General features: G+C 69.5%; 29 protein-coding genes. 21 read left to right on the forward strand and 8 right to left on the reverse strand.

Features of this window, described 5'->3' with window-relative positions:
* The first annotated feature begins 18 nt into the window (after nt 1–18).
* Genes BN948_RS07895 through flgJ form a run of 7 tightly spaced genes read left to right on the forward strand, consistent with a single transcriptional unit; the run spans nt 19 to nt 4562 of the window.
* A complete protein-coding gene (locus BN948_RS07895) occupies nt 19–471 on the forward strand; it encodes a flagellar basal body-associated FliL family protein (RefSeq protein ID WP_009518111.1) in 453 nt (150 codons plus the stop codon).
* A gap of 4 nt (nt 472–475) precedes the next feature.
* Nucleotides 476–1189, forward strand: coding sequence for a FliA/WhiG family RNA polymerase sigma factor (locus tag BN948_RS07900; protein ID WP_009518110.1), 714 nt, complete (start codon nt 476–478; stop codon nt 1187–1189).
* A gap of 19 nt (nt 1190–1208) precedes the next feature.
* Nucleotides 1209–2081 (forward strand): flagellar motor stator protein MotA, encoded by an 873-nt coding sequence (gene motA / locus BN948_RS07905; RefSeq protein WP_009518109.1) that lies wholly within the window; start codon nt 1209–1211, stop codon nt 2079–2081.
* Nucleotides 2074–3090: a flagellar motor protein MotB gene (locus tag BN948_RS07910; protein ID WP_009518108.1), complete on the forward strand. Its 1017-nt coding sequence runs from the start codon at nt 2074–2076 to the stop codon at nt 3088–3090. Before motA ends, BN948_RS07910 begins: the two co-directional genes overlap by 8 nt.
* A gap of 44 nt (nt 3091–3134) precedes the next feature.
* Entirely contained in the window at nt 3135–3404 is a 270-nt protein-coding gene (locus BN948_RS07915) for a flagellar biosynthesis anti-sigma factor FlgM (RefSeq protein ID WP_009518107.1), read from the forward strand.
* Nucleotides 3401–3829: a flagellar export chaperone FlgN gene (flgN, locus tag BN948_RS07920; protein WP_009518106.1), complete on the forward strand. Its 429-nt coding sequence runs from the start codon at nt 3401–3403 to the stop codon at nt 3827–3829. The genes BN948_RS07915 and flgN overlap by 4 nt, the downstream gene beginning before the upstream one ends.
* A complete protein-coding gene (gene flgJ / locus BN948_RS07925) occupies nt 3816–4562 on the forward strand; it encodes a flagellar assembly peptidoglycan hydrolase FlgJ (protein ID WP_009518105.1) in 747 nt (248 codons plus the stop codon). Before flgN ends, flgJ begins: the two co-directional genes overlap by 14 nt.
* Nucleotides 4563–4566: 4 nt before the next feature.
* On the opposite strand, the gene flgA is transcribed toward flgJ, so the two are convergent.
* Nucleotides 4567–5256 (reverse strand): flagellar basal body P-ring formation chaperone FlgA, encoded by a 690-nt coding sequence (flgA, locus tag BN948_RS07930; protein ID WP_158515847.1) that lies wholly within the window; start codon nt 5254–5256, stop codon nt 4567–4569.
* Here flgA and flgB point away from each other — a divergent pair.
* From flgB to BN948_RS08000, 14 genes are all read left to right on the forward strand, one after another.
* Nucleotides 5255–5620, forward strand: a complete 366-nt coding sequence (gene flgB, locus BN948_RS07935) for a flagellar basal body rod protein FlgB (protein WP_009518102.1) — start codon at nt 5255–5257, stop codon at nt 5618–5620. The genes flgA and flgB overlap by 2 nt on opposite strands.
* Nucleotides 5621–5622: 2 nt before the next feature.
* On the forward strand, nt 5623–6033 hold the full coding sequence (flgC, locus tag BN948_RS07940; RefSeq protein WP_009518101.1) for a flagellar basal body rod protein FlgC: 411 nt from the start codon (nt 5623–5625) through the stop codon (nt 6031–6033).
* Between the two features lie 2 nt (nt 6034–6035).
* Nucleotides 6036–6713: a flagellar hook capping FlgD N-terminal domain-containing protein gene (locus tag BN948_RS07945; protein ID WP_009518100.1), complete on the forward strand. Its 678-nt coding sequence runs from the start codon at nt 6036–6038 to the stop codon at nt 6711–6713.
* Between the two features lie 21 nt (nt 6714–6734).
* The gene (locus BN948_RS07950; RefSeq protein ID WP_009518099.1) at nt 6735–7928 is read left to right on the forward strand and encodes a flagellar hook protein FlgE; all 1194 of its coding nucleotides are present in this window, start codon (nt 6735–6737) and stop codon (nt 7926–7928) included.
* A 115-nt stretch (nt 7929–8043) separates the two neighbouring features.
* Nucleotides 8044–8775, forward strand: a complete 732-nt coding sequence (gene flgF / locus BN948_RS07955) for a flagellar basal-body rod protein FlgF (RefSeq protein ID WP_009518097.1) — start codon at nt 8044–8046, stop codon at nt 8773–8775.
* A 43-nt stretch (nt 8776–8818) separates the two neighbouring features.
* Nucleotides 8819–9607 (forward strand): flagellar basal-body rod protein FlgG, encoded by a 789-nt coding sequence (gene flgG, locus BN948_RS07960; protein ID WP_009518095.1) that lies wholly within the window; start codon nt 8819–8821, stop codon nt 9605–9607.
* On the forward strand, nt 9607–10272 hold the full coding sequence (gene flgH / locus BN948_RS07965) for a flagellar basal body L-ring protein FlgH (protein WP_009518094.1): 666 nt from the start codon (nt 9607–9609) through the stop codon (nt 10270–10272). Before flgG ends, flgH begins: the two co-directional genes overlap by 1 nt.
* A 13-nt stretch (nt 10273–10285) precedes the next feature.
* Complete coding sequence (locus BN948_RS07970; protein WP_009518093.1) at nt 10286–11434, forward strand: flagellar basal body P-ring protein FlgI; 1149 nt, start codon at nt 10286–10288, stop codon at nt 11432–11434.
* Nucleotides 11435–11437: 3 nt separating this feature from the next.
* Nucleotides 11438–11842 carry a rod-binding protein gene (locus tag BN948_RS07975; protein ID WP_009518092.1) on the forward strand — a complete coding sequence of 135 codons (405 nt, stop codon included), beginning with the start codon at nt 11438–11440 and terminating at the stop codon, nt 11840–11842.
* Nucleotides 11839–13212: a flagellar hook-associated protein FlgK gene (gene flgK, locus BN948_RS07980; protein ID WP_009518091.1), complete on the forward strand. Its 1374-nt coding sequence runs from the start codon at nt 11839–11841 to the stop codon at nt 13210–13212. The genes BN948_RS07975 and flgK overlap by 4 nt, the downstream gene beginning before the upstream one ends.
* Before the next feature lie 22 nt (nt 13213–13234).
* Nucleotides 13235–14146, forward strand: coding sequence for a flagellar hook-associated protein FlgL (gene flgL / locus BN948_RS07985; RefSeq protein ID WP_009518090.1), 912 nt, complete (start codon nt 13235–13237; stop codon nt 14144–14146).
* A 31-nt stretch (nt 14147–14177) separates the two neighbouring features.
* The gene (locus tag BN948_RS07990) at nt 14178–15251 is read left to right on the forward strand and encodes a hypothetical protein (RefSeq protein WP_009518089.1); all 1074 of its coding nucleotides are present in this window, start codon (nt 14178–14180) and stop codon (nt 15249–15251) included.
* A 124-nt stretch (nt 15252–15375) separates the two neighbouring features.
* A complete protein-coding gene (locus tag BN948_RS07995) occupies nt 15376–16269 on the forward strand; it encodes a flagellin N-terminal helical domain-containing protein (RefSeq protein WP_009518088.1) in 894 nt (297 codons plus the stop codon).
* Between the two features lie 119 nt (nt 16270–16388).
* Nucleotides 16389–17390: a hypothetical protein gene (locus tag BN948_RS08000; protein WP_009518087.1), complete on the forward strand. Its 1002-nt coding sequence runs from the start codon at nt 16389–16391 to the stop codon at nt 17388–17390.
* A gap of 331 nt (nt 17391–17721) precedes the next feature.
* Here BN948_RS08000 and BN948_RS27465 read toward each other — a convergent pair whose 3' ends face one another.
* From BN948_RS27465 to BN948_RS08035, 7 genes are read right to left on the reverse strand one after another with little or no spacing between them, the layout of a single operon-like run.
* Nucleotides 17722–19266: a methyl-accepting chemotaxis protein gene (locus BN948_RS27465; protein ID WP_035621087.1), complete on the reverse strand. Its 1545-nt coding sequence runs from the start codon at nt 19264–19266 to the stop codon at nt 17722–17724.
* A 43-nt stretch (nt 19267–19309) separates the two neighbouring features.
* Entirely contained in the window at nt 19310–21397 is a 2088-nt protein-coding gene (locus BN948_RS08010) for a flagellar biosynthesis protein FlhA (protein ID WP_009518085.1), read from the reverse strand.
* A complete protein-coding gene (gene flhB / locus BN948_RS08015; protein WP_009518084.1) occupies nt 21394–22533 on the reverse strand; it encodes a flagellar type III secretion system protein FlhB in 1140 nt (379 codons plus the stop codon). The genes BN948_RS08010 and flhB overlap by 4 nt, the downstream gene beginning before the upstream one ends.
* Before the next feature lie 4 nt (nt 22534–22537).
* Nucleotides 22538–23308, reverse strand: a complete 771-nt coding sequence (fliR, locus tag BN948_RS08020; RefSeq protein WP_009518083.1) for a flagellar biosynthetic protein FliR — start codon at nt 23306–23308, stop codon at nt 22538–22540.
* Nucleotides 23309–23318: 10 nt separating this feature from the next.
* Nucleotides 23319–23588 (reverse strand): flagellar biosynthesis protein FliQ, encoded by a 270-nt coding sequence (gene fliQ / locus BN948_RS08025; RefSeq protein ID WP_009518082.1) that lies wholly within the window; start codon nt 23586–23588, stop codon nt 23319–23321.
* A 12-nt stretch (nt 23589–23600) separates the two neighbouring features.
* The gene (gene fliP, locus BN948_RS08030) at nt 23601–24425 is read right to left on the reverse strand and encodes a flagellar type III secretion system pore protein FliP (protein ID WP_009518081.1); all 825 of its coding nucleotides are present in this window, start codon (nt 24423–24425) and stop codon (nt 23601–23603) included.
* A complete protein-coding gene (locus BN948_RS08035) occupies nt 24422–24820 on the reverse strand; it encodes a FliM/FliN family flagellar motor switch protein (RefSeq protein ID WP_009518080.1) in 399 nt (132 codons plus the stop codon). The genes fliP and BN948_RS08035 overlap by 4 nt, the downstream gene beginning before the upstream one ends.
* Between the last annotated feature and the right edge of the window lie 2 nt (nt 24821–24822).

Here is a 24822-nt window from a genome sequence, read left to right on the forward strand (position 1 = left end):
CTTCAACGAGCCACCGACATGAGCAAGAAACTCTGGATATCCCTCGCCGCCGGCGCCTTCGTCCTGCTGGGCGCCGGCAGCGGCTTCGCGGCCTGGCACTTCATGGGCAACAAGCCGGCGACCGAGCAGGCCGCGCCCGAGATCGACACGCGCGAGTACCGCTACGTCTCGCTCGACAAGGTCATCGTCATGCTGCGCGCGCGCGAAGGTGGCCCGCTGAGCAACTACATGGCGGTGGACCTGGTGTTCAAGACGCCGGTGAAGGAAGAGGCCATGGCCAAGCAGCAACTGCCCAAGCTGCGCAGCCTGGCCGTGGCTGCGCTGTCCGAGCTCACGCTGGAGCGCGCCAGCATGCTCAGCATCCCCGAGCTCACCGACTTCCTGCAGAAGGCCTACGGCGAGAGCTTCAGCCGCGAATCGCGCGAGGCGCCGTTCGCCGAGGTGATGGTTGGCCGTCTCGTCATCGAGTGACACCATGCACAGCGGCTACGGTGAGATGAGCAGCCTGGCCGCGGCGGAGACCTCCGCCGCGCTGGAGCAGCGCCGCCTCGTCGAGCACACGCCGCTGGTGCGCCGCGCGGTGGCCCAGCTCGCCTCGCAGGCGGGCGGTGCCATGGACCGCGACGACATGCTGCAGATCGGCCTGATGGGCCTGCTGGAGGCCCTGCGCCGCTACGGCGAGCCCGATGAACGTTTCCCCGGCTACGCCGCGCAGCGCATCCGCGGCGCCATCCTCGACGAACTGCGCCGCCAGGACTGGCGCCCGCGCACCGTGCGCCAGGAAGGCAACCGCCTGCGCGACGCCATCCGCGAACTCACGCGCCGCCTGGGCCACGAGCCGTCCGAGGCCGAGGTGATGCAGCACCTGGGCGTGAGCGCCGAGGACTACCTCGCCCACGAACAGCACATCAATGCCGAGACCATGGCCAGCTTCGACGAGCTGGTCGAGGAACTGGCGCTCACGCCCTCGGCCGCGCGCACGCCCGAGGCCGAGCTGATGCAGCGGCGCGCGCTGGAGCAGGCCCTGGCTTGCCTGAACGAGAAGGAGCAGCACGTGGTGCAGCTCTATTACGAGGCGGAGTTGAGCCTCAAGGAAATCGGCGCCGTCATGGGCCTCACCGAGGCCCGCGTCTGCCAGATCAACAAGAGCGCGCTGCAGAAGATGCGCGGCGCGATGTCACCCGAATAAATCACCACAGGCCGTCACCATGCAGTTCTTCCTCGGCGTCATCATCGTTTTTCTCTGTGTCTTCGGTGGCTTCCTGCTGCACGGCGGCGACATGGGCGTGGTCTGGCAACCGGTCGAACTGCTCATCATCGGCGGCGCCGCCGCTGGCGCCATCGTCATCGGCAACCCGCGCCACGTGCTGGCCGAGATGGGCGTGCAGGTGCGCAAGCTGGTGTCGCGCCGCAAGCGCGGCGAGGAGTACCAGCGCCAGCTCATGCTGCTGATGTACGAGCTGCTGCAGACCGCCAAGAACGGCCTCAAGGCGCTCGACGCGCACGTGGAAGAGCCGCACAAGAGCCCGCTGTTCCAGCGCTACCCCATGGTGCTGGACGAGCCCAAGCTCATGCACTTCATCGTCGACAACTTCCGCGTCATGGCCATGGGCAAGATCACGGCGCACGAAATGGAAGGCGTGCTGGAGCAGGAGCTGGAAGCGATCCACGAGGAGCTGACGCAACCCTCCAAGTCGCTGCACAAGGTGGCCGAGGCCATGCCGGGCTTCGGCATCATCGCGGCGGTGCTGGGCATCGTGATGGCCATGAACTCGGTGGCCGATGGGGCCAGCGCGGGCGAGATCTCCACCAAGGTGGCCGCCGCGATGGTGGGTACCTTCATCGGCATCTTCCTGTGCTACGCGGTGCTCGACCCGATCAGCAACATGATGAAGCAGATCGTCAAGGAAGAGATGAGCGACATGGAAGCCGTGAAGGTGGTGCTGGTGTCGCACCTCTCGGGCAAGCCCGAGCTCGTGTCCATCGACGCGGGCCGTCGCCTCATCCAGATCAACATCAAGCCCAGCTTCGCGCAGCTGGAGACCTGGGTGAACCAGCTCGAGGAGAGCCCGAGTGTCTAAGGCAGAACACGGAACCATCGTCAAGCGCGTCTCGCGCCGCCACGAGGAAGAGGACCATGGCGGCAGCTGGAAGGTGGCCTTCGCCGACTTCACGCTCGCCCTCATGTGCCTGTTCCTGGTGCTGTGGGTGCTGGCCGCGCGCGACAAGGAAGAGGCGACGCGCGCGCTGGAAAGCGGCGGTGGCGCGGTGATGGCGGAAATCTCGGGCGCCAAGATCCCGGCCGAGGGCGGCCCGCGCGGCAGCCTGATCGACCGCAAGCCCATGCCGCGCAAGGGCGAGGGCGAAGGCCCCGACGCCATCCGCACCGTGCCGGGCCTCTTGAACCCCACCCCGCTGCGCGCGCGCTACGACACGCCCGAGCAGATGGCCGAGCTGGCCGCGCTGCTGGCCCGCCTGAGCCTGGAGGCCGGGCTGAGCGCCAACCTGCAGACCTTCGTCACGCCGCACGGGCTGCGCATCATGCTGCACGACACCGACAAGGAAGGCATGTTCCAGCTCGGCAGCGCCGTGCCCAGCGCGCGCTTCGCGGACATGCTGCACCGCATGGGCCCGCTGCTGGCGAAGATCCAGAACCCCATCCTCATCGTCGGCCACACCGACGCCTCGCCCTACGCGAGCAAGGACCCGTTCGGCCAATCCAACGCGCGCCTCTCCACCGAGCGCGCGGGCGCGGCGCGTTCGCACCTGCTGCGCGGGGGCATGCCCGACGAATCGGTGCTGCAGGTGGTGGGCATGGCCGAGCGCGCGCCGGTGCTGCCCGACCAACCGCTGGCCAGCGTCAACCGCCGCATCGAGGTGATGGTGCTGACCCTGGACCAGGCACAGGCCATGACGGCGATGTTCGGCCGCCCCACGCAGGCCGAGCCCCTGCTGCCTGGCCTGCAGGCCGAAACACCCGCGCGCGACGTGCTGGCCGCGCTGCGCGAGTCGGTGGTGGCGGCGGGCCGCCAGTTGCCCGGCTTCGACCGCGCGCTCGCGCCGTCGGCCGAGCCCACCCTCACGCGCTGATCCGGGAGCGCAACATGCAGACACGAAGCACACGAGGCGATCGAATGAGAGTGAATTCCCCCGCGGGTACAAGCCCCCTGGTGCCGGTGCGCGCCCCGCAGGCCGCCCCCGACGCCGCCGCGACGGGCGAGGCGGCTCCGGCCGCGCTGCAGTCCGGCGTGCTGGGTCCGGCCATGGACGCCTTGCGCGAGATGCCCGAGATCGACGAGGCCCGCGTGGCGCAACTGCGCGAGGCCTACCAGCGCGGCGAACTGAAGTTCGACGCCGGCAAGCTCGCCGCGCTGATCCAGCGCTACCACGGGGACGGCCGATGATCTCCGCCGCCGAAGCACTGACCTTGCTCGACGGCCTGCGCCAGGAGCGCGACGGCTTCGCGCGCATGCGCGATCTGCTGGAGGCCCACTTCGAGGCCGCGGTGCGGCACGACAGCGAACGCGTGCGGGTGGCCGCCGAGCGCATCACCGTGCTCACCGAGCGGCTGGACACGTTGTGCAGCGAGCGCCAGCAGCGCGTGTTGCGCCTCACCGGCGGCGCCACACGCGACGCGCACGAGGCGCTGGCCTTGCGCCTGACCGCCAAGGCCGCCGACCTGCTGCGCGAGCAGATGCGCGAGCTGCAGACCCTGGTGGGCGAGTGCAAGCGCCTGAACGTGCGCAACTGCGAGCTGGTGGTGGGCCAGCAGGAAATCATGGCCCGCGTGCTCAGCAACGACGGCCAGGGCACCTATGCGCCTGCCTGACTTTCCCTCCACGTCCGGCGCGTTCGCGCCACCGCCGCTGCCGGTGCGCGCCGCCGCGGGTGGGCCCGTGGGCGGCTTCGGCGCGCTCATGGGCTCGGTGCGGCAAGAGGTGCAGCGCTTCATCGAAAGCGGCAGCGGCGCCGCCATGAACCCGCTGGGTGGCCTGTCGCCGCAGGCCGCGTGGCGGCGCGCGCAGCAGGCCTCGGGCCAAGCGGCTTCGCCGGCCACGCCACGCGCGGACGCGGTGGCGCCCTTCGAGGGCGCGAGCCGCGAGGATCAACGCGCCTTCCTCGACCGCATCGCGCCCATGGCGCAGCGCGCCGCCGAGCGCCTGGGCGTGGCGCCCGAACTCGTGGCGGCGCACGCGGCCCTCGAATCGGGCTGGGGCCAGCGCCCGCTGACGGCGGCCGACGGCCGCAGCACGCACAACCTGTTCGGCATCAAGGCGGGTGGCGCCTGGCGCGGCGCGGCCACCGAGGCGCTCACCACCGAATACGAGGGTGGGCAAGCGCAGAAGACCACGCAGTCCTTCCGCCACTACGACAACCTGGACCAGGCCTTCGGCGACTACGCCAGCCTGCTGCGCAACAGCCCGCGCTACCAGGATGCCCTGCACGTGGGTGGCGACGCCCGCGCCTTCGCCACGGCCCTGGCGCGCGGCGGCTACGCCACCGACCCCGCCTACGCCGACAAGCTCACCGCCGTGGCGCGGCAGATCCAGGGCGCGCGATGAGGCCTCAGTTCAGCGGTTCGACCTCGTCCGGGCCGGTCACGCGCGCCTCGATCGTGCGGCCCGACGCCGCGTTGCGCACGCGCACCGTGTCGCCTCGCTTGCCGTTGCCCAGGCTTTCGCCGGCGGTCTCCACCGCGATGGCCTTGCCATGGCGCGCGACGATGCGCACCGGCTGGCCGCGCCGCACCAGCACCGGCTCGTGCAACAGCCTGGCCTGCAGCAGCGTGCCCTCGCGCAGCTTGCGCCGGGGCGTGAAGCCCTCGATCAGGTCCAGCCGGCCGATGGCCTCGGGCGTGGTGCCCAGTTCGCGCTCCTCCAGCCGCAGGTTCTTGTCGGACAGCGTGGCGCCGGCCTCGATGTCCTGCGCCGCCACCAGCACCCGCGCGCTCAGCGTCGCGCGGGCGATCACCGTCTCGCGCCACACGTCGCCGCAGCGCAGCTCCAGCTTCATGCGCCGGGGCGTTCGCGCCTCGACCACCACCACCTCGGGCGGCTTGTCACACTTTGGTTCGTTTTCCGGCGCCGACACCACGTCCACCTCCACTCGGGTGTCGCTCCAGCCCCGCACGTCGGCGTGTTCACGCCAGTGCGATTCGACGGTTTTTAAAATTCGCGGATCATTGTTGGCGCAGAATGCAATTAGTGGTGAAGCCACCAGCGACGCGAACAACAGCAAAGAGAAAGGAAGGCTCATGGCAATCGACTTCGGACAGGTCATCAGCGGCCACGCGCAGGCATTGAAGCTGCGCGGGCAGCGCGCCGAGATCATCGCAGCCAATCTGGCCCATGTGAACACGCCGGGTTATCAGGCGCGCGACATCGACTTCAGCGCGCGCTACGAGTCCGCTCTGGCCAGCCGCGACGAAGGCCTCGGGCTCGAGCTCGACGGTGACACGCTGATGTACCGCGTGCCGCACCACCCCTCGGGCGACGCCAACACGGTGGAGCTGGGCGTGGAGCAGGCCGCCTTCGCGCAGAACGCCACGGGCTTCCAGACCAGCCTGACCTTTCTGCAAATGAAACTCAAGGGCCTTGCGCAGGCCATCCAGGGGCAGTGAGCATGGCCTTCGACAGCATCGCCGCCATCGCCGGCTCGGGCATGAACGCCCAGACCGTGCGCCTGAACACCATCGCCAGCAACCTGGCCAACGCCCAGTCCGCCGCCGGCTCCGAAGACGGCGTCTACCGGGCGCGCAAGCCGGTCTTCGCCGCCCTGATGGACGAGGGCACGGGCGCCGGCTCGCAGGTGCAGGTGCTCGACGTGGTGGAAAGCGACGAGCCCGTCCGCAAAGTGCACGAGCCCGAGCACCCGCTGGCCAACGCCGACGGCGACGTGTTCTATTCCAACGTGAACCCGGTGGCCGAGATGACCGACATGATGTCCGCCTCGCGCGCCTTCGAAACCAGCGTGGAGGTGCTCACCCGCACCCGCCAGATGCAGATGGCCGTGCTGCGGCTCGGGGAGGCTTGAGCATGATCGACACCACCATGAACACCACCGGTGCGGGCACCGGCGCCTCGGGCGACGGCGTGGCCCAGAACGGCATGTCGGTGCCGCAGGACATGTTCATCCGCCTGCTGGTGGCGCAGGTGCGCAACCAGGACCCGCTGGAACCCAAGGACCCGAGCGAGTTCGTCTCGCAGCTCGCCACGCTGTCGCAGACCGAGGCGCTGCAGACCCTGGTGAGCCAGAACAACGGCACCGCCGCCATGCTCGACAGCATGCAGGTGCTGAGCCTGGGCGGCCAGGTCGGCAACACCGTTGCCGTTCGCACTTCGCAAGTGAGTATCGAAGGGAAGCCAGTTTCTGGATCCTTCGTGCTCGACGCCTCCACCCAGACCGCCGCCGTGGTGCTCACCGGGGCCGACGGCAACAAGCACCGCGTCGAGCTGGGCCCGCGCTCGGCCGGGCCGGTGGACTTCACGGTGGACCCGGCCGCGCTGGGCCTGCCCGACGGGAAATACACGATCGCCGTGGACGCGGGCGAGGGCATCACGCCCCCGGGCATCGACGTGCGTGGCGTGCTCACCGGCATCCGCCTCTCGCCCACGGGTGGCGTGCAGATGAAGGTCACCGGCATCGGCGAAGTCACCCCGGCCGACGTCACCGGCTTCTTCGGTCGCGAGACCGCTTCTTCCTCCAACGGTTAACGATTCAAGAAGGAACGCAGCATGAGCATGGAAATCGCACTTTCCGGGGTGAAGGCCATCAACGCCGAACTCGAGACCATTTCGAACAACATCGCCAACGCGGGCACCTACGGCTTCAAGTCCAGCCGCACCAACTTCGCGTCCATGTACGCCGACACCTCGCCCATGGGCGTGGAGGCGTCCTCGCGCACCCAGTCGATCGGCATCGGCGGTGGCACGCTCAACACCGGCCGCGGCATGGACGTGGCCATCAAGGGCAAGGGCTTCTTCGCGGTGAAGGAGCCTTCGGGCCAGACCCTGTTCACGCGCGTGGGCATCTTCCAGGCCGACCGCGAGGGCTACGTCACCGACAGCTTCGGCCGCCGCCTGCAGGGCTACGGCGTGGTGCCCGGCACCGACGTGATGGGCCCCATGGGCGACATCCAGGTGAGCAAGGAGCAACTGCCGGCCGTGGCCAGCTCGCGCCTGGACTACGTGGCCAACCTCTCCGGCGACTGGACCACGCCCACCGTGGTGCCCTTCGACCCGGCCGAGCCGCTGAGCTACAACGGCTCGAACGTCTCGGTGGTGTACGACTCGCTGGGCTCGCAGCACACGCTCACGCAGTACTTCGTGCGCAGCGGCCCGAACGAGGTGACGGTGCACTACGGCTTCGACGGCGCGCCCATGGCCGCCGGCACCGAGACCGTGCTGCAGTTCGGCACCGACGGCCGCCTGACGCTGCCCGCCGGCCCCGTGGCCAAGGCACTGCCCCTGCCCGCCACGGTGGACCCGATCACCCTGAACGTGAACTACACCGGCACGACGCAGTACGCGGGCCAGACCACCACCACGGTGAACGACGCCGACGGCAACTCCTCGGGCGCCTTCCTGTCGGTGAGCATCGACGAGGACGGCGCGGTGCTCGCGCAGTACAGCAACGGCGAACGCCAGCGCATCGGCACCGTGGCCCTGGCCAACTTCCCCAACGAAGACGCGCTGGCCAACGTGAGCGACACGAGCTGGACCATCACCAACGCCAGCGGCGAACCGCTGTACGACGCGCCGGGCGTGGGCCAGGCGGGCTCGCTGGTGGCCGGCGCGCTGGAACAGTCCAACGTGGAGATGACCTCCGAGCTGGTGAGCCTGATGACCTCGCAGCGCAACTACCAGGCCAACACCAAGGTGTTCCAGACGCAGAACCAGATCATGCAGTCCTTGATGCAAGCCATCTAGTGAAACACCCCCGCCGCGCTTCGCGCGACCCCCTCGAGGGGGCGACACCTGCGGCCCGGCAAAGCCGGTTCCGCGGTGTCCCTGGGGCCGACCCTTGCGCATCAGGAGGACTTGAATGGATGCATTGATCTACACCGTCATGAGCGGCGCCGAGCGCTCGCTGCGCGAGCAGCAGGTGCGCGCCAACAACCTGGCCAACGCCGACACGCCGGGCTTTCGCGCGGACAAGAGCTTCGCCACCGCGATGCGCACGCCGGGCTACGGCTACGACGCGCGCCACATGAGCGAGCTCAGCGCCAACGGCATCAGCGAACGCGCCGGCGCCATCCGCCAGACCGGCCGCGACCTGGACGTGGCCGTCACCGGTGACGGCTACTTCACGGTTCAGAACGCGGGTGGTGAGGCCTACACGCGCGCCGGCAGCATCGCCATCGACGCCGAGGGCACGCTCACGGTGAACGGCCGCGCCCTGCTCGGCGAGGGCGGTCCCATCGTGCTGCCGCCATACACGGCGGTGCAGATCGGCGCCGACGGCACGGTGTCCGTGCAGGCGCCTGGCCAGGCCGAGATGCAGCCGGTGGACCGCCTGAAACTGGTGAAGCCCGAAGCGGGCGCGCTGGTGAAGAACGAGGCCGGCCTGCTGGTGCCGCGCGACCCGCGGGTGGCGCAACTGCCCATGGACGAGACCGTGCAGCTCAAGGCCGGCTACCTGGAAGGCAGCAACGTCTCCGCCGTCGAGGAGATGGTGGCGACCATGGCCACCAGCCGCGACTTCGAGATCCAGATGAAGCTCTACGGCGCCGCCGAGCGCATGGCCCAGGCGGGCGACCGCCTGGTGCGCGGCTGAGCCGTTCTGACTTTTCCCCCATCACGCACACGAGGAACCGACCATGAACGCAGCCATGTGGACCGCCAAGACCGGCGTGCAGGCGCAGGACGCCAAGCTCCAGGCCATCGCCAACAACCTGGCCAACGTCAACACCACCGGCTTCAAGCGCGACCGCGTCGTCTTCGAAGACCTGTTCTATCAAGTGGAGCGCCAGCCCGGCGCCGCGCAGGCCGAGGGCATGAACACGCCCGTGGGCGTGCAGCTCGGCAACGGCGTGCGCGTGGCCGGCACGCAGAAGGTGTTCACCACCGGCAGCCTGCAGACCACGGGCCAGCCGCTGGACATCGCCATTCAGGGTCAAGGCTTCCTGCAGGTGGAACTGCCCAGCGGCGAGACCGCCTACACCCGCGCGGGCCAGCTGCAGCGCAGCCCCGAGGGCCGCCTCATGACGGCGCAGGGCTACCCGCTGGTGCCCGACATCACGCTGCCGGCCAACGCCAAGTCCATCACCATCGGCGAGAACGGCACCGTCAGCGTGGGCGTGGCCGGCGACACCGCCCCGCAAGAGGTGGGCCAGATCACGCTCGCCGGCTTCATCAACCCCGCCGGCCTGCTGGCCCTGGGCGACAACCTCTACCAGGAGACCACCGCCAGCGGCGTGCCCACCGAAGGCATCGCCGGCGAAGAGGCGCTGGGCGCCATCAAGCAGGGCGCGCTGGAAGGCTCCAACGTGCAGGTGGTGGAAGAAATGGTGGACATGATCACCGCGCAGCGCACCTACGAGATGAGCACCAAGGTGCTGAGCGCGGCCGACGGCATGCTGCAGAACCTGGCGCAGGCGGTGCGCTGATGCGCGCGGCACTCGCTCCCCTCGTGCTGCTGGCCGCCGCCTGGCTGGCGGGCTGCGCGGCCGTGGTGCCACCGCGCGCGCCGGCCCTGGCCGACGACCCCGCGCCCGTGGTGCAGGTGCCGACCGCGCGGGCCCGATCGGGCGGCGTGTTCACGCCCGCCTCGCCCTGGACCCTGGTGGCCGACACGCGCGCGCGCCGCGTGGGTGACGTGATCACCGTCATCCTGTCGGAGACCACGCAGGCCAGCAAGCGCACCGGCACGCAGATCGACAAGGGCAGCAGCCTGGGCATCAGCCCGCTGACCATCGACGGCGACGACATCACGCCCCCCATCGGCCTGAGCGCCGACCGCGCCTTCGACGGCAACGCCAGCAGCACGCAGCAGAACGCGCTCAGCGGCGCCATCACCGCCGTGGTGGTGGAGGTGCTGCCCAACGGCCTGCTGCGCATCGCCGGCGAGAAGAGCCTGTGGCTCAACCAGGGCGAAGAATTCATCCGCCTGAGCGGCTACGTGCGCGGGCAGGACGTGGACGCCGCCAACCGTGTGTCCTCGCAGCGCATCGCCAACGCGCGCATCGCGTACTCGGGCAGCGGCACGCTGGCCGACGCCAACACCCCGGGCTGGCTCACGCGCTTCTTCAACAGCCCCTGGATGCCTTTCTGATCGGGCCACGAGCATGAACACCCGCCCCCTCCGCCCCTGCCTCGGTGGCTTGCTGATGGCCCTTTGCCTGATCGCGGCCCCGGTCTTTGCGCAAAAGGCCGGGGCGGCTGCCCCGCCCGTGCGCACCACGCCGCTGGGCAACCTCGTGCAGATCGAAGGCATGCGCGAGAACCAGCTCATCGGCTATGGCCTGGTGGTGGGCCTGCAGGGTTCGGGCGACAGCAGCCAGATCAAGTTCCAGGGCCAGTCGGTGTCCAACATGCTGCGCCAGTTCGGCGTGACACTGCCCGAGCGCGGCGACCCGCGCCTGAAGAACGTGGCCACCGTGATGGTGAGCGCCACCTTCCCGCCTGGCTACCGCCGGGGCCAGACCATCGACGTCACCGTGTCCTCCATGGGCGACGCCAAGAGCCTGCGCGGCGGGGTGCTGCTGCTCACGCCGCTGCTGGCCGCCGATGGCGAGGTCTACGCGCTCGCACAGGGCAACGTGGTGGTGGGCGGCTTCTCGGCCCAGGGCCAGAGCGGCTCCAGCGTCACCGTGAACACGCCCACCGCCGGCCGCGTGCCCAGCGGCGCCACGGTGGAGCGCGAGATCCCCACCGACTTCGACACGCGCGAGACCGTCACGCTCAGCCTGCGCCGCCCGCACTTCCAGACGGCCACCAACATCGTGCGCACCATCAACGGCCGCTACGGCGAGATCGCCACCACGCGCGACGCCACCAGCGTGGACGTGGTGGCCCCCGCCAACCCCACCCAGCGCGTGGCCTTCGTGGCCGAGCTGCAGCGGCTGGGCGTGCAGGTGGGGCAGGAGCTGCCGCGCGTGGTCTTCAACTCGCGCACAGGCACGGTCGTCATCGCCGACGGCGTGCGCGTGCGCCCGGCTGCCGTGGCGCACGGCAACCTCAAGGTCATCATCGGCGAGCAGCCCGTGGCCAGCCAGCCCGCGCCCTTCGGCCGTGGCGAGACGGTGGTGCTGCCGCAGTCCAGCGTGGTGGCCGAGCAGGACCGAGGTCGCATGTTCAACTGGGCCGCGGGCAGCAAGCTGCAGGACATCGTCGACACCATCAACAGCACCGGCGCGTCGCCGGACGACCTGATGGCGATCCTGCAGGCGCTGGACCAGGCCGGCGCCATCGATGGCGAATTGATCGTGATCTGAGCCATGGACCTGCCCGTCACCAACACCCGACTGGGCGCCAGCGCCGCGCCAGACGAGGCCGTGCAGCGCGCGCGCGTCGAGCAGGCCGCGATCAAATTCGAGGCCTTCTTCGTCGGCCAGATGCTCAGGCAGATGCGCCAGGGCACGCAGGCGCTGGCGGGCGAGGACAGCCCGTTCAAGGACCGCATCCACCAGGACATGCTCGACATCGCCGACACGCAGGTCGCCGACACCATGGCCCGCCAGCGCGCCTTCGGCATCGCCGACGTGATCCTGCGCCAGCTCATGCCGACCGCCGCACCGCTGGTGGCCACCGCGCTTAAGTCCGGGCCCGATCCGGTCGCCCTGACAGGTGAAGGCGCGGGCGCTTCGCCCGCCGACCCGCTTGAACAGGCCCCGACACCATGAAGATCCAGCAGATCGCCCTGAGCGGCGCGATGGCCGCGCAAGCCGCGCTCAACACCACCAGCCACAACATCGCCAACGCGATGACGCCGGGCTTCACGCGCCAGGGCCCGCTGTTCGGCGCGGTGGGCCCCACGGCCGCCGGCGCCGCCGGCAGCGGCAACGGCGTGCAGGTGCCCTCGCTCATCCGCTTCAGCGATGGCTACAAGAGCCTGCAGCTCTGGGCCGCCGCGTCCGAGCTGGGCCGCTTCGAGACCGCGCAGCCCTACCTCAAGCAGATCGAGCAGGTCATGTCGGGCGAGGGCTCCAGCCTCAACAAGGGCCTCGACGCCTTCTTCGGCGCGCTCAACGCGGCCAGCGTGGACCCGAACTCCGCGCCGCTGCGCCAGCAGATCATCACCGAGGCCGAGGCGCTCGCGCAGCGCTTCAACGGCCTCAATCAGGTGCTGGTGAACCAGCGGCTGTCCATTGGCCAACAGCGCGGTGCCATGGTCACGCAGATCAACAGCCTGTCCGAGCAGATCGCCAAACTCAACGGCGAGATCACTGCGGCCGAGTCGCTCAACATCAACCCTTCGGGGCTTATCGACGAGCGCGACCTGCGCATCGACGAACTCGCCAAACTGGCGGGCCTGTCCGTGGTGGATCAGCCCGATGGCTCGCGCAGCGTGTCGCTCACCTCGGGCGTGCCGCTGGTGGTGGGCGCCGTGGCGGGCCGCATGGAGATGGTGAACCAGCTCGACGGCTCGCAGACCGTGGAGGTTCAGTTCGCCAAGGAGTCCTTCAAGGTTCGCACCGACGGCCTGAGCGGCCAGCTTGGCGGACTCTACGAGTTCGAGGACGGTGTGCTGATGCCCACCATTGGCTCCGTCGCCTCGCTCGCCGAAGAACTCGCCACGCGCGTGAACGGCCAGCTCGCGCTGGGCTTCGCGCCCGACGGCAGCCCCGGCGTGGACCTGTTCGTCTTCAACGGCGCCGACGGCCTGCTCTCGGTGCGCCCGGGCGCTACCGGGGATGAACTGGCCTTCTCCAGCGACCCGCTGCAGGCCGGCAACAGCGATAACCTGCTCGCGATCATCGGCCTGCAGAACCAGTCGGTGCCCATCGCCGGCCTGGGCACGGTGCGCATGGGCGACGTGTACACGCAATTGCTCGGCGGCATCGGCATCCGCAGCCAGCAGTCGCAGGCCTCGTTCACCACCGCCACCACGGTGCGCGACCAGGCGCAGCAGAGCTGGGCCTCCACCAGCAGCGTCAACACCGACGAAGAGGCCATCAACCTGGTGCAGTACCAGCAGATGTACACCGCCAACATGAAGGTGATCCAGGTCGCGGGCGAACTGTTCGACGCGGTCATCGGGTCGCTGCGCTGATCGATCCACCGGAGCCCACGCCATGCGCATCGCCAGCAACCAGTTCCACATCACCATGAGCACCTCGCTGCAGGCCGCCACTGCGCGCGTGGAGAAGGTGCTCACGCAGATGGCCTACGGCCAGCGCGTGCTGCTGCCGTCCGACGACCCGATCTCCAGCGTGCGCCTGGCGCGCCTGGACCGCGAGGAGGCCGCGCTCACGCAGTACCGCGACAACGTGGGTGGCCTCATGTCGCGCCTGCGCCAGAGCGAGTCCATCCTCGACAGCATCAGCAACGACATGCTGCAGCTGCAGGACCTGCTGCTGTTCGCGGCCGACGGCTCCAACAGCAGCGCCGACCTGAACGCCGTGGCGGGCTCGCTCGAATCCTTGCGCGACAGCGTGCTGGCCTTCGCCAACACGCGCGACCAGGAAGGCCGCTACCTGTTCTCCGGCACGGCCAGCCTCTCGCCCACCATCACCTTCGACCCCGCCGCCGCGCCCGGCGCGCGCTACACCTTCACCGGCAACACGCTGCAGCAGCAGGTGGTGGTGGGCGAGGGCGTGACCCAGCCGGCCAACACCTCGCTCGACGACGTGGCCGCGCTGCTCAACCAGCTCGACCTCACCGTCGTCGACATGAACACCCCGGGCGTGAACATGAGCGACCCGGCCGTTCGCGCGCGCCTGGTGGCCACCACCGACCTGGTGAACGACAGCTTCAACCGCGTGGGCGAGCGCATCGCGCGCCTGGGTGGCCAGCAGGCCCTGCTGGACAACCTGGACGGCGCGCACGCCAACATCAGCCTCTCCAACCGCCAGGCCGCGCTCACGCTCGGCCAGCTCGACTACGGCGACGCCACGGTCAAGCTGCAGGCCTACAACACCTCGCTGCAGGCCACGCAGAAGGCCTACGCCAAGATCACCGCGTTCTCGTTGTTCGACGTGATCTGAGCCAGGGCAAGAGCACCCCCCGAACGCCCGCATGCAGATCGTTCCTTCCCTGCCGGGCTCACCGCCCCACCGTGTCGATGCCGAAGCCCGCGGCGTGAACCCGGGCGCCGCCCCGGCCGCGCCCCGCGCGGCCGCTGGCGTTGCCGACGCCGCCACGGCGCGCGCCGCACCCGCACGCCCCGCGCTCACGCGCGGCCTGAAGGACTTCGACCTCTCGCGCCAGAGCGGCGTGGCCGGTGCGCAACTCGCGGGCGTCTTCCTCGACCGGCTGCAACAGGGCCTGCAGGCGCTGCGCCAGCAGTACACCGCCCAGCTCGGCGCCGACCCCGAACAGGCCACTGTCAGCGCGCCCGCCGCCGACGCGCTGCGCGCCGGCCTCAAGGCCACCTGGTCGCAGCGCGCGCGCGCCACCGCCGGCGCGCTGGACGCGCAACTGCGCATCGGCGAACCCGGCCAGGCGCGGCAGGACTTCCACATCCGCGGCCTGTCGCGCCACGCGCTCACCAGCGGCTCGCGCGAGGTGCTCACCGTTGTCACCGGCAACGCGCCCGCGCCGCTCACCGCCACCCTCGACCCCGAACTCGGCGCCGCGGCCAACCTGCGCCGGCTCGACCAGGCGCTCGCGCCCGTGGGCCTGCGCGTGCGCGCCGACGACGCGGGCGAGCCCGTGTTCAGCGTGCCCGAGGCCGAGTGGCCGCGCTTTCACGACCGCGTGCTCATCAAGGGCGAAGGCCGCCGCTTCCCCGACGGCCAGGCGCAAGCCGTGCGCACGCCCGCGTTGCCATCGGCCCTGGGTGACGCCGTGTTCGACGCGCCGGGCAGCGAGCCCGCCTCGCTGCGCGAGGCCCTGGGCCGTGTCACGGTGGGCATCGCCGCCGTGACGGGCGCGCAGCAGCGCGCACAGGCCGTGCTCATCGAACAGCACCAGGGCCTGCAACACGCCGGCCACGCCCAGGGCACGGTGAAGACCACGCCCGAACGCGCACAGCACCTGGCCGAAGGCTTTGCGCTGCGCCTGCGCGAGGCCGGCTTCGCGCGCTACGAAGCCGTGGCGCCCACGGTGGCCGGCATCAGCCGCGAGCGCGTGCGTTCGCTGCTGGGCTGATCGCGCGCCGCCCGAAAACTTTTCGGGTTTCGCGCTTAAGGTTCTTCGCGAACCGGTCGCCCAGTAAGGGGGAGGACGTCGATACCCGACGGACCCGACCAACAGCCCACAGGAGAGATCCACCATGCTGAGTCTGCACACCAACGCCGCTTCGCTGAGCACCCAGAACGCCCTCGGTGGCGTCCAGAAAGCCCTGAGCAGTTCGCTGACCCGTCTGGGTACCGGCTTCCGCATCAACTCCGCCATGGACGACGCGGCCGGCCTGCAGATCGCCACCCGCATGAACGCGCAATCGCGCGGCATCACGGTGGCCATGCGCAACACCCAGAACGGCATCTCGATGATGCAGACCGCCGAAGGCGGCCTGAAAGAGATGACCAACATCCTGACGCGCATGAAAGACCTGGCCACCGAAGCCGCCAACGGCAGCTCCACCCAGGAAGACCGCGACGCCCTGCAAGCCGAATACGACCAGCTCGGCGAAGAACTCGGCAACATCATCAAGAACACGGCCTTCGCCGGTGAGCGTTCGTTCTCCGACGGCACCACCACCGACGGCACGAACGGCAAGCTCTCCGCCGCCGTGACCTTCCAGATCGGCGCGTCCACCGACGAGACGATGGAAGTGGACATCTCCACCGCCCTGGGCGACCTGACCACGGCCCTGGACGGCCTGGCCGCCTCCTACGCCGCCGGCGCCGACCCGGCCGCCCCGGGCACCGAGATCGCCACCTCGGCCGCCGCCAACACCATCATCGACACCATCGGCGACTCGCTCGACACCATCGGCGCCGTGCGCGCCCAGATGGGTGCCGCCAGCAACCGCCTGGAAAGCGTCTACAACAACCTCGGCAACATGCGCATGCAGACCGAGCAGTCCAAGGGCCGCATCATGGACGTGGACTACGCCAGCGAAACCGCCAACATGACCAAGAACCAGATGCTCATGCAGGCCAGCACCTCGATGCTGCGCTCCAGCAGCAGCATGTCGCAGCTGGTCATGGCGCTGGTGCAGTAATCGCACACCGGGCCGCCCTCGCGGCCCGACAGCAGCAAGGCCAGCCGCGACCCGGCTGGCCTTTTTTTCATCGAATTCGCGGAGCGGCGGCACACCGCTCCTTCTTTCCGGCCTGACCCATGCAACTCGAGCGCGTCCCCGCCGCCTCCGCCCTCAGCGCCCTCGGTGCCCGCATGCCGGATGCGCCCGTGCGCCCCGCGCAGCCCGAGGTGGGCCAGCGCCTGCGCATGCGCTTCGACGGCCACGACGGCGACGGCGTGCTGCTCAGCGAAGAGCAGGGCCGCCGCTGGCGCCTGGCCGATGGTGCCGGCTGGTCGCGCAACCTGCGCGTGGGCGACATGCTGTGGATGCAGGTGCGCGCCACCGAACCCGCGCTCGAACTGGAATGGGTGCTGCGCCCGCCCACGCCCGCACGCGCGGACACCGCCGCGCAACCCGAGGACGTGGCCGCCATGCGCCCCGACCAGGCCGCGCAGCGCCTGCACCAGTGGCGCCTGCCCCCGGCGGCCGAACTCGCGGCCGCGTGGCGCGCCATCCTCTCGTCGCGGCACATGGAGCTGGGCCTGCGCAGCCTGGCCCTGATGGAAGGCCCGGCGCGTTTGCCCCTGGCGCCATCGGGCGGCGAGGCCGCCACCGTGCGCGCCGCGCCCGAGGCGCTACCGCACTGGGTGTTTCACCTCTATTCACTGGGCAGCCTGGCCGTGGCCCTGCGTGTGGCCGCGCGCCGCCAGTGGGCGCGCGAACAACCCGCCAGCCCCGCGCCGCCGCAGACCGAGGCCGGCCTGGAGCTGGAACTGAGCCTGCCCGGCGGCGGGCAGGTGCTCCTGCAACTGTGCTGGCGCCCATCGCGCTTGGCCATGGCCGTGCTGCCGCGCCAGCGCGAGCACCTGGAGTTGCTGCGCGTGGTGCTGCCCGACATCGTGGCCGCCATGGCCCGCGCGGGCGCGGTGCCGGCGGTGGTGCAACTGGGCTCGCCGCTCACCGCCTTGCCGGCGGGCGGCATGGGCTACCGGCCCGGGCCGGTGTCGTCGGCGCTGCTGCAACTGGGCGCGGAATTCACCACCGCGCTCATGCGCATCTGGCCGGTGGGCATGGGGCCGGCGGAGACGGCCGAAGGCTAGGCCAATCGCCGCGTCGACCGGCGTTGAAGCAGCCCGCGAAACGCGGGAGAACATCTTTTTTTTCAATCCCTGTCAAGGTTGACAGGCGACCGTATTAAACCCCGGTGGGTACCGCCATTTCGCGGGTTTTCACCAGCCCGGTGCATGGCTGGTGAAGGCGTTTGCCGCACCGCCCCGGGGGGACCCCCGGGAACGTTCCACTGTGGCCGAGGCGGTCGCTTGCGCGTCCTTGGCGTCCGATGCAGGCAATCACGTCACGCGAAGTTCATCGAATGGGTGACAAACCGGATAGGGGTATTTTGTGGCTGTGCGGTCACACGAACGCTGAACCTCAAGCCCGCAGCCGGAACACCTGCACCACCTCCGCCAGGCGCGTCGCCTGCTCGCGCAGGCTTTGCGCGGCCGCGGTGCTTTGCTCCACCAGCGCGGCGTTCTGCTGGGTCATCTGGTCCAGGTGGCTCACGGCGGTGTTCACCTGGCCGATGCCGTCGCTCTGCTCGCCGGCGGCGGCCGAGATCTCGCCCATGATGTCGGTCACGCGCTGCACCGAACCCACGATCTGCGTCATGGTCTCGCCCGCGTTGGCCACCAGCTGGCTGCCTGCCTCGACCTTGTCGACGCTGGCGCCGATGAGGCCCTTGATTTCCTTGGCCGCTTCGGCGCTGCGCTGCGCCAGGTTGCGCACCTCGCCGGCCACCACGGCGAAGCCGCGGCCCTGTTCACCCGCGCGCGCCGCTTCCACCGCGGCGTTGAGCGCCAGGATGTTGGTCTGGAAAGCAATGCCGTCGATGACGCCGATGATGTCGTTGATCTTGCGCGAGCTCTGGTTGATCTCGTCCATGGTGCTGACCACCTGCGAGACCACCGCACCACCGCGCTGGGCGATTTCGGCGGCGCTAGCGGCCAGTTGATTCGCCTGGCGCGCGGCGTCGGCGCTCTGGCGCACGGTGCTGGTGAGCTGCTCCATGCTGGCCGCCGTTTCCTGCAGGTTGCTGGCGGTCTGCTCGGTGCGGCCGGAGAGGTCCTGGTTGCCGGTGGCGATCTCGGCGGAGGCGGTGTTGATGCTGTCGGTGGCCGAACGCACCTGGCCCACGGTCTTCACCAGCGATTCGCGCATGCGGGCCAGGCCGCCGAGCAGGCGGCCCAGTTCGTCCTGGCGGTCCACGCGCACCTCGCGGGTCAGGTCGCCTTCGGCCACGGCGTCGGTGGCGCTCAGGGCCTCCTTCAGGGGCTCGGTGACGGAGCGGGTGATGGCCCAGGCCACGAAGGCGGCGATGGCAACGGCGATGGCGGCCAGCGCCATCAGCAGGGTGATCTGGCGCGTGACCGCGGTGCGGGAGGCGATGGCGGTCTGCTCCATCAGGCCTCGCTGGCCGGTGATCATCTTCTGCTGCTCGGCACTGTAGGCCTCGGCGGCGGGGGCCAGTTCCTTGTTCAGGATGTCTTGCGCGCCGCCGTAGTCTTCCATCTGAAGCGCGTCGAAGAAGCGCTTGCGCACCGCGAGGTAGGCGTCGCGCTTCTCGCCGATGCTGGCGAGCAGGGCCTTGCCCTGTTCGCTGACGATGCGGGTCTCCAGCTCCTTCTGCAGCGCGGACACGTCCTTGGCGGACTGGGCCATCAGCGGCGTGAAGTGGTCGACCACGCGCGGGTCGTTGCGCGACATGGCCTGGGCCATGACGCGGTTCACGTTCAGCGTGGTCTGGGCGGCCCATTCCTGGGTCATGTTGAGGCGTTGCTGCACCGAGACGATGTCCTCGGTGGCGCGCAGCGCGGAGCTCAGGCCCATCCAGGCCAATGCGGTGGTGCCGACCAGCAGGGCCAGCACGATGGCAAAGCCGATCGTGAGGCGGGGGCCGATGTTGAGGTTCTTGAACATTCGTAAGACTCCGGGTTGGAACAGGTGTATATCGGTTGCGGACTCAACCAATTGAGCCCACCACCACCACGCTGCGGCTGTCGGGCATCTCGTTGTAAGAAAGAACGTTCAAGCCGGGCGCAAACAGGCGCGCGTAGCGGGCCATCACGGGGCGCAGCTGCGGCAGCACCATCAGCACGGGCGCCGCGGCCATCTGCTTCATCTGCTCGCGCGCCATGGGCAGGTGCGACTGCAGTTGGGTCAGCAGGTTGGGTTCGATGGGGAAGTTGTCCAACGCGGCCTTGCCGGTCTGCGTGGCCTGGCTCAGCGCACGCATCAGCAGGTCCTCCAACTGGTTGCCCAGGCTGAAGGCCTTGACCTCGCCGACCTGGCCGCAGGCCTGGGCCACGATCTGGCGGCGCAGGGTCAGACGCGCCTCGGCGGCCAGCAGGATCGGGTCCTTGGTGATCTCGGCGTTCTCCAGCAGGGTGGTGGCCAGGGGCACCACGTCTTTCAGGGACACGCCTTCCTGCAGCAGGGTGCGCAGCACCTTGAGCAGCAGGCTCGGGCTGAAGGCCTTCTCCAGCGCGGCGGCGAGCTTGGGCGCTTGCGCGGCGCAGCGCTCCAGCAGGGCGGGCACGTCCTCGTGCTGGAACAGCTCGGGCAGGTTCTCGCGCACGAGCTTGGTCACGTGGGTGGCGATGACGGTGGGTACGTCCACCACCTGGTAGCCCATGCCCAGGGCGTGCGCCTTGTGCGCGGCCTCGATCCACACCACCGGCATCTGGAAGGAGGGGTCGGCGCCGGGGATGCCGTCGATCTCGCCATACACCTGCGGCGAGGGAATGGCCATGAGCCGGTCGGGAAAGATCTCGGCCGAGGCGACCACGCTGCCGTGCAGCAGCACCTGGTAGTGCGTGGGCTTCAAACCCAGCTCGTCGCGCGTGCGAATGGGCGGCAGCACGATGCCCAGCGATTCGCTGAGGGTCTGGCGCACGCCCTTCAGGCGCTTGGTGAGCACGGCGCCCTGGGCCGGGTCCACCAGGCCCACGAGCTTGTAGCCCACGGCCACGGCCAGCGGGTCCACCACGGGCAGGCTCTTCCAGTCGATGTCGGGTGCGGCCTCGGTCACCAGTGCGGCCTGCAGCGCATCGGGTGCTGCCGGCGGCGCCACGGCCTGGCGCTGGCCCAGGCGCCAGGCCGCGTAGCCCAGCACGCCCGCAAAAGCCAGGAACATCAGCGTGGGCATGCCGGGCACCAGGCCCAGGACGATGAGCAGCCCGGCCACGCCGTACAGCACATTCGGCGAGGCCAGCAGCTGCTGGCCCATCTGCTTCTCGATGTCGCCCGCGTCGCTGACGCGCGTGACGATGATGGCGGCCGCGGCCGACAGCAGCAGCGCGGGGATCTGCGCGGCCAGGCCGTCGCCGATGGTGAGCAGGGCGTAGAGCTTGAAGGACTCGCCCAGGCTCAGGTCGTGCATGAGCGCGCCGATGAGCACGCCGCCGACCATGTTGAGGATGAGGATCAGGATGCCCGCGATGGCATCGCCCTTGACGAACTTGGAGGCGCCGTCCATGGCGCCGTAGAAGTCGGCCTCGCCGGCCACTTCCTTGCGGCGCGCCTGCGCGCCTTCCTGGTTGATGAGGCCGGCGTTGAGGTCGGCGTCGATCGCCATCTGCTTGCCGGGCAGGGCGTCCAGCGTGAAGCGGGCCGACACTTCGGAGATGCGCTCGGCGCCCTTGGTGACCACCAGGAAGTTGATGATCATCAGGATGACGAACACCACGATGCCGACAACGAAGTTGCCGCCGATCACCACATGGCCGAAGGCCTCGATCACCGAGCCCGCGGCGTCGGTGCCTTCGTTGCCCTTGAGCAGCACCACGCGCGTGGAGGCCACGTTGAGCATCAGGCGCAGCAGCGTGGCGCCCAGGATGACCGTGGGGAAGAGCGAGAAGTCGAGCGGGCGGCGCACGTTCACCGCCACCAGCAGCACGATCATCGCCAGCACGATGTTGAAGGTGAACAGCACGTCCAGCAGCAGCGGCGGCAGCGGCAGGATGATCATGCCCAGCAGGGCCATGAGCAGCAGCGGCGCGGCCACGCGCAGCTTCTTCAGGTCGTTCAACAGCGAGTTCATGGGGTTCATGTCGGTCCGGCGCCGCTCAGGTGGGCGGGCACGTCGAGGTCATGGGGCAGGTGAGGTTCGCTGCGGCGCTGGCCCTGGCGGAAGGCCTTGAGCGCGAGCACGTGGCGCAGCACCACGGCCACGGCCTGGTACAGCGTGGCGGGAATCTGCTGGCGCACCTGGCTGGTGTTGTAGACGGCGCGCGCCAGCGGTGGCACGCGCAGCACCTCCACGCCGGCCTCCTCGGCGATGCGGCGGATGTACAGCGCCATCTCGTCCAGGCCCTTGGCGATCACGTAGGGCGCGTCGGCCTTGTGCGTGTCGTACTTGATGGCCACGGCGTAGTGCTCGGGGTTGACGATGACCACGTCGGCGGTGGGCACGGTCTTGCGCACGCCGCGCCGCGCGATCTGCTGCTGGATCTGGCGGATGCGCGCCTTCACCTCGGGCCGGCCTTCGGTGGTCTTGTGCTCTTCCTTGATGTCGCGCTTGCTCATGCGCTGCTCGCGCAGGTAGACCAGGCGCTGGATCGGCACGTCGATGAGCGCATAGAGCACGAACACCGACACCAGCGCGAACACCGCGCCCTGCGCCAGCGACAGGGCCTGGGGCAGCGCCTCGCCCAGCGGCAGCGCGGTCACGCGCAGGAAGCCCTTGATGCTGGCGTTCATGACGTAGTACAGGACGCCGAACAGCGTGAAGGCCTTGAGCGCGGTGGTGGCGAACTCGGCCAGGTGCTTGGCCTTGGTGATGCGCTGGAAGTAGTTCATCGGGTTGAGCCGTTCCAGCTTGGGGACCAGGTTCTCGGTGCTCAGCAGCCAGCCGCCGGGGAACAGCGAGGCCAGCAGCACGCACAGCGGCACGATGAACAGCGGCAGCAGCATCTTGGCCAGCAGCAGCATCACCGGCACGAAGGCGTGCGAGAACAGGTTGTCCAGCGCGCCGTCGCCCTCGGCCACCACGAAGCCCAGGGTGAAGAGGCGGCGGAAGTCGGCCAGGTAGCCGGGTGCGAGCAGGATGATGGCCTGCAGGCACACCACCAGGCCCACGGCGGTGGCCAGGTCTTTCGAGCGCGCCACCTGCCCCTGCTCGCGCGCCTTGCGCAGCTTCTGCGGTGTGGCGGCTTCGGTCTTGTCGCCGGTCTGGTCCTGCGCCATTGGATCAGCCTCGCATCAGGCGCTCGAGCATCTCGAGCACCCGCGTGGTGAGGTTCACGTATTGCTGCGGGATGAGCTGCAACATGCCGCCGAGCATGAACAGGCCGAAGACGATGATGAGCGAGAAGCCCAGCGAGAACAGGTTGAAGGTGGGCGCCACGCGGTTGAGGAAGCCGAAGCCGATCTGCACCACCAGGGCCGAGAAGATCACCGGCAGCGACAGCAGCAGAGCGGCCGAGAACACCCAGCCCACCTGCAGCGGCAGCACGGTGAGGGCCTGTTCGGGAATGCCCGCGCCCACCGGCCAGGCACGAAAACTCGAGCCCATGACGCCGCTGAACACCAGGTGGCCGTCCACGGCGAAGAAGATGAGGATGGTGAGGATGTAAATGAGCGCGCTCACCACGTCGGACGAGGCGCCGCTCATGGGATCGTTCATCTGCGCCATGGCCAGGCCCATCTGGCTGGAGGCCATGTAGCCCAGCAGCGCGAACACGGCCATGATCATCTGGAAGCCGATGCCGATGATGAGCCCGATGGCCACCTGCTCGATGGTGGTGACGACGCCCAGCAGCGAGAACGGCGAGATGGGCGTGGGCGGCGCGGCGATGGGCAGCAGCACCACCGCCAGCGTCAGCGCCAGCAGCACGCGCACGGTGACGGGCACCATGTTCTCGCCGATGACGGGCATGAAGCTGAGGATGGCCAGCACCCGAACGAAGGGCCACCACAGCGCCATGAGGGTGGCGAGCATCTGGCCGAAGACGGGTTCCATGGCGCCGGGCTCACAGGGCCAGTTGCGCCGCGCGTTCGAAGATGGCGCGCGCGTAGTCCATGAGCTTGCTGGTGAGCCAGGTGCCCATGACGATGATCGACGCCAGCGTGACCAGCAGGCGCGGCAGGAAGCTCAGCGTCTGCTCATTGATCTGCGTGGCGGCCTGGAACAGGCTGACCAGCACGCCCACGATGAGGCTGGGCGTGATGAGCATGGTGACGATCAGCACCACCAGCTTGAGGCATTCGGCCACCAGTTCGACGGCGATCTCGGGGGTCATCGCGGGGCCTCGCTAGATGGCGCGCACGCTGGTGACCAGCGTGTTCACGGTGAGGGTCCAGCCGTCCACCAGCACGAACAGCAGGAGCTTGAGCGGCAGCGAGATCACCAGCGGCGACAGCATCATCATGCCCATGGCCATCAGCACCGACGACACCACCAGGTCGATGACCAGGAAGGGAATGAAGAGCATGCAGCCGATCATGAAGGCCGTCTTGAGCTCGCTGAGCACGAAGGCGGCGAGCTTGACGGTGAAGGGGTGCTGCGCCGGGTCGCTCACCTCGGGCGCGCCCGAGAGCGTGGCGATCTGCTTGAGCGAAGCCTGGCTGGTCTGCGCGAGCATGAAGCGCGAGAGCGGTACCTCGGCGCGGTTCAGCGCCTCTTGCAAACCGATGCTGCCCTGGTCGTAGGGCAGCATGGCTTCGTTCCAGATGCGGTCGCCCACCGGGCGCATGACCAGCATGGTGAGGATGAGCGCGATGCCGGTGAGCACGCGCGCCGGCAGGCCCTGCTGCAGGCCCAGGGCCTGGCGCAGCAGCGATAGCACGATGATGAAGCGCGTGAAGCTGGTCATCATCAGGACCATGGCGGGCAGCAGGCCCAGCAGGGTCATGATGATCAGGATCTGCGTCTTGACCGTGTAGTCGGTGGTGTTGCCGGTGGTGGTGCTGCTGAAGATCTGCAGGCCACCGCCCGCGTTTGCACCCGCGGCCGCGCCCGCGCTGTTGGCCGCCTGCGCGAACGCGCCCTCGGGCCAGGCGAGGGCGGCGAGGGCGAGGCCGGCGCCGGCCGCGACGGCCAGCCGCGCCGCGCCGCGCGGGCGGGTGGCGAAGCTCATGGCGTGAAGCTGTCCAGGTCCAGGTCGCTGACCTCGATCACCTTGAGCCCGTAGTTCTCACCGCTGACGACCACCTCGGCCTTGCCGATGGCCACGCCGTTGATCTTCATGCTGAGCGGCTCGCCGGCCAGCACGTCGAGTTCGACCACGCTGTCGGGGCGCAGGTGGGCCACGTCTTCCAGCGAGACCTTGGCCGAGCCGAGTTCCAGCGTGAGCGTGACGGGGATGCGGCGCATGAGGCGGCCCAGGCCCAGCGTGGGTGCAGCGGGCGCGGCGGCCGGTGCGGCGGTTTCGGCCTGGCTGGCGCTGGCCATCTCCTGCATCACGGCGGCGAAGGCGTCGTCGGTGCCGGGCGCGGTGGCGAGGGCGTCGAGGGTGGAGGGGTCGATGGACATGG

The sequence above is a fragment of the Hydrogenophaga intermedia genome (assembly GCF_000723405.1).
In the GTDB taxonomy this organism is placed as follows: Bacteria; Pseudomonadota; Gammaproteobacteria; order Burkholderiales; family Burkholderiaceae_C; genus Hydrogenophaga; species Hydrogenophaga intermedia.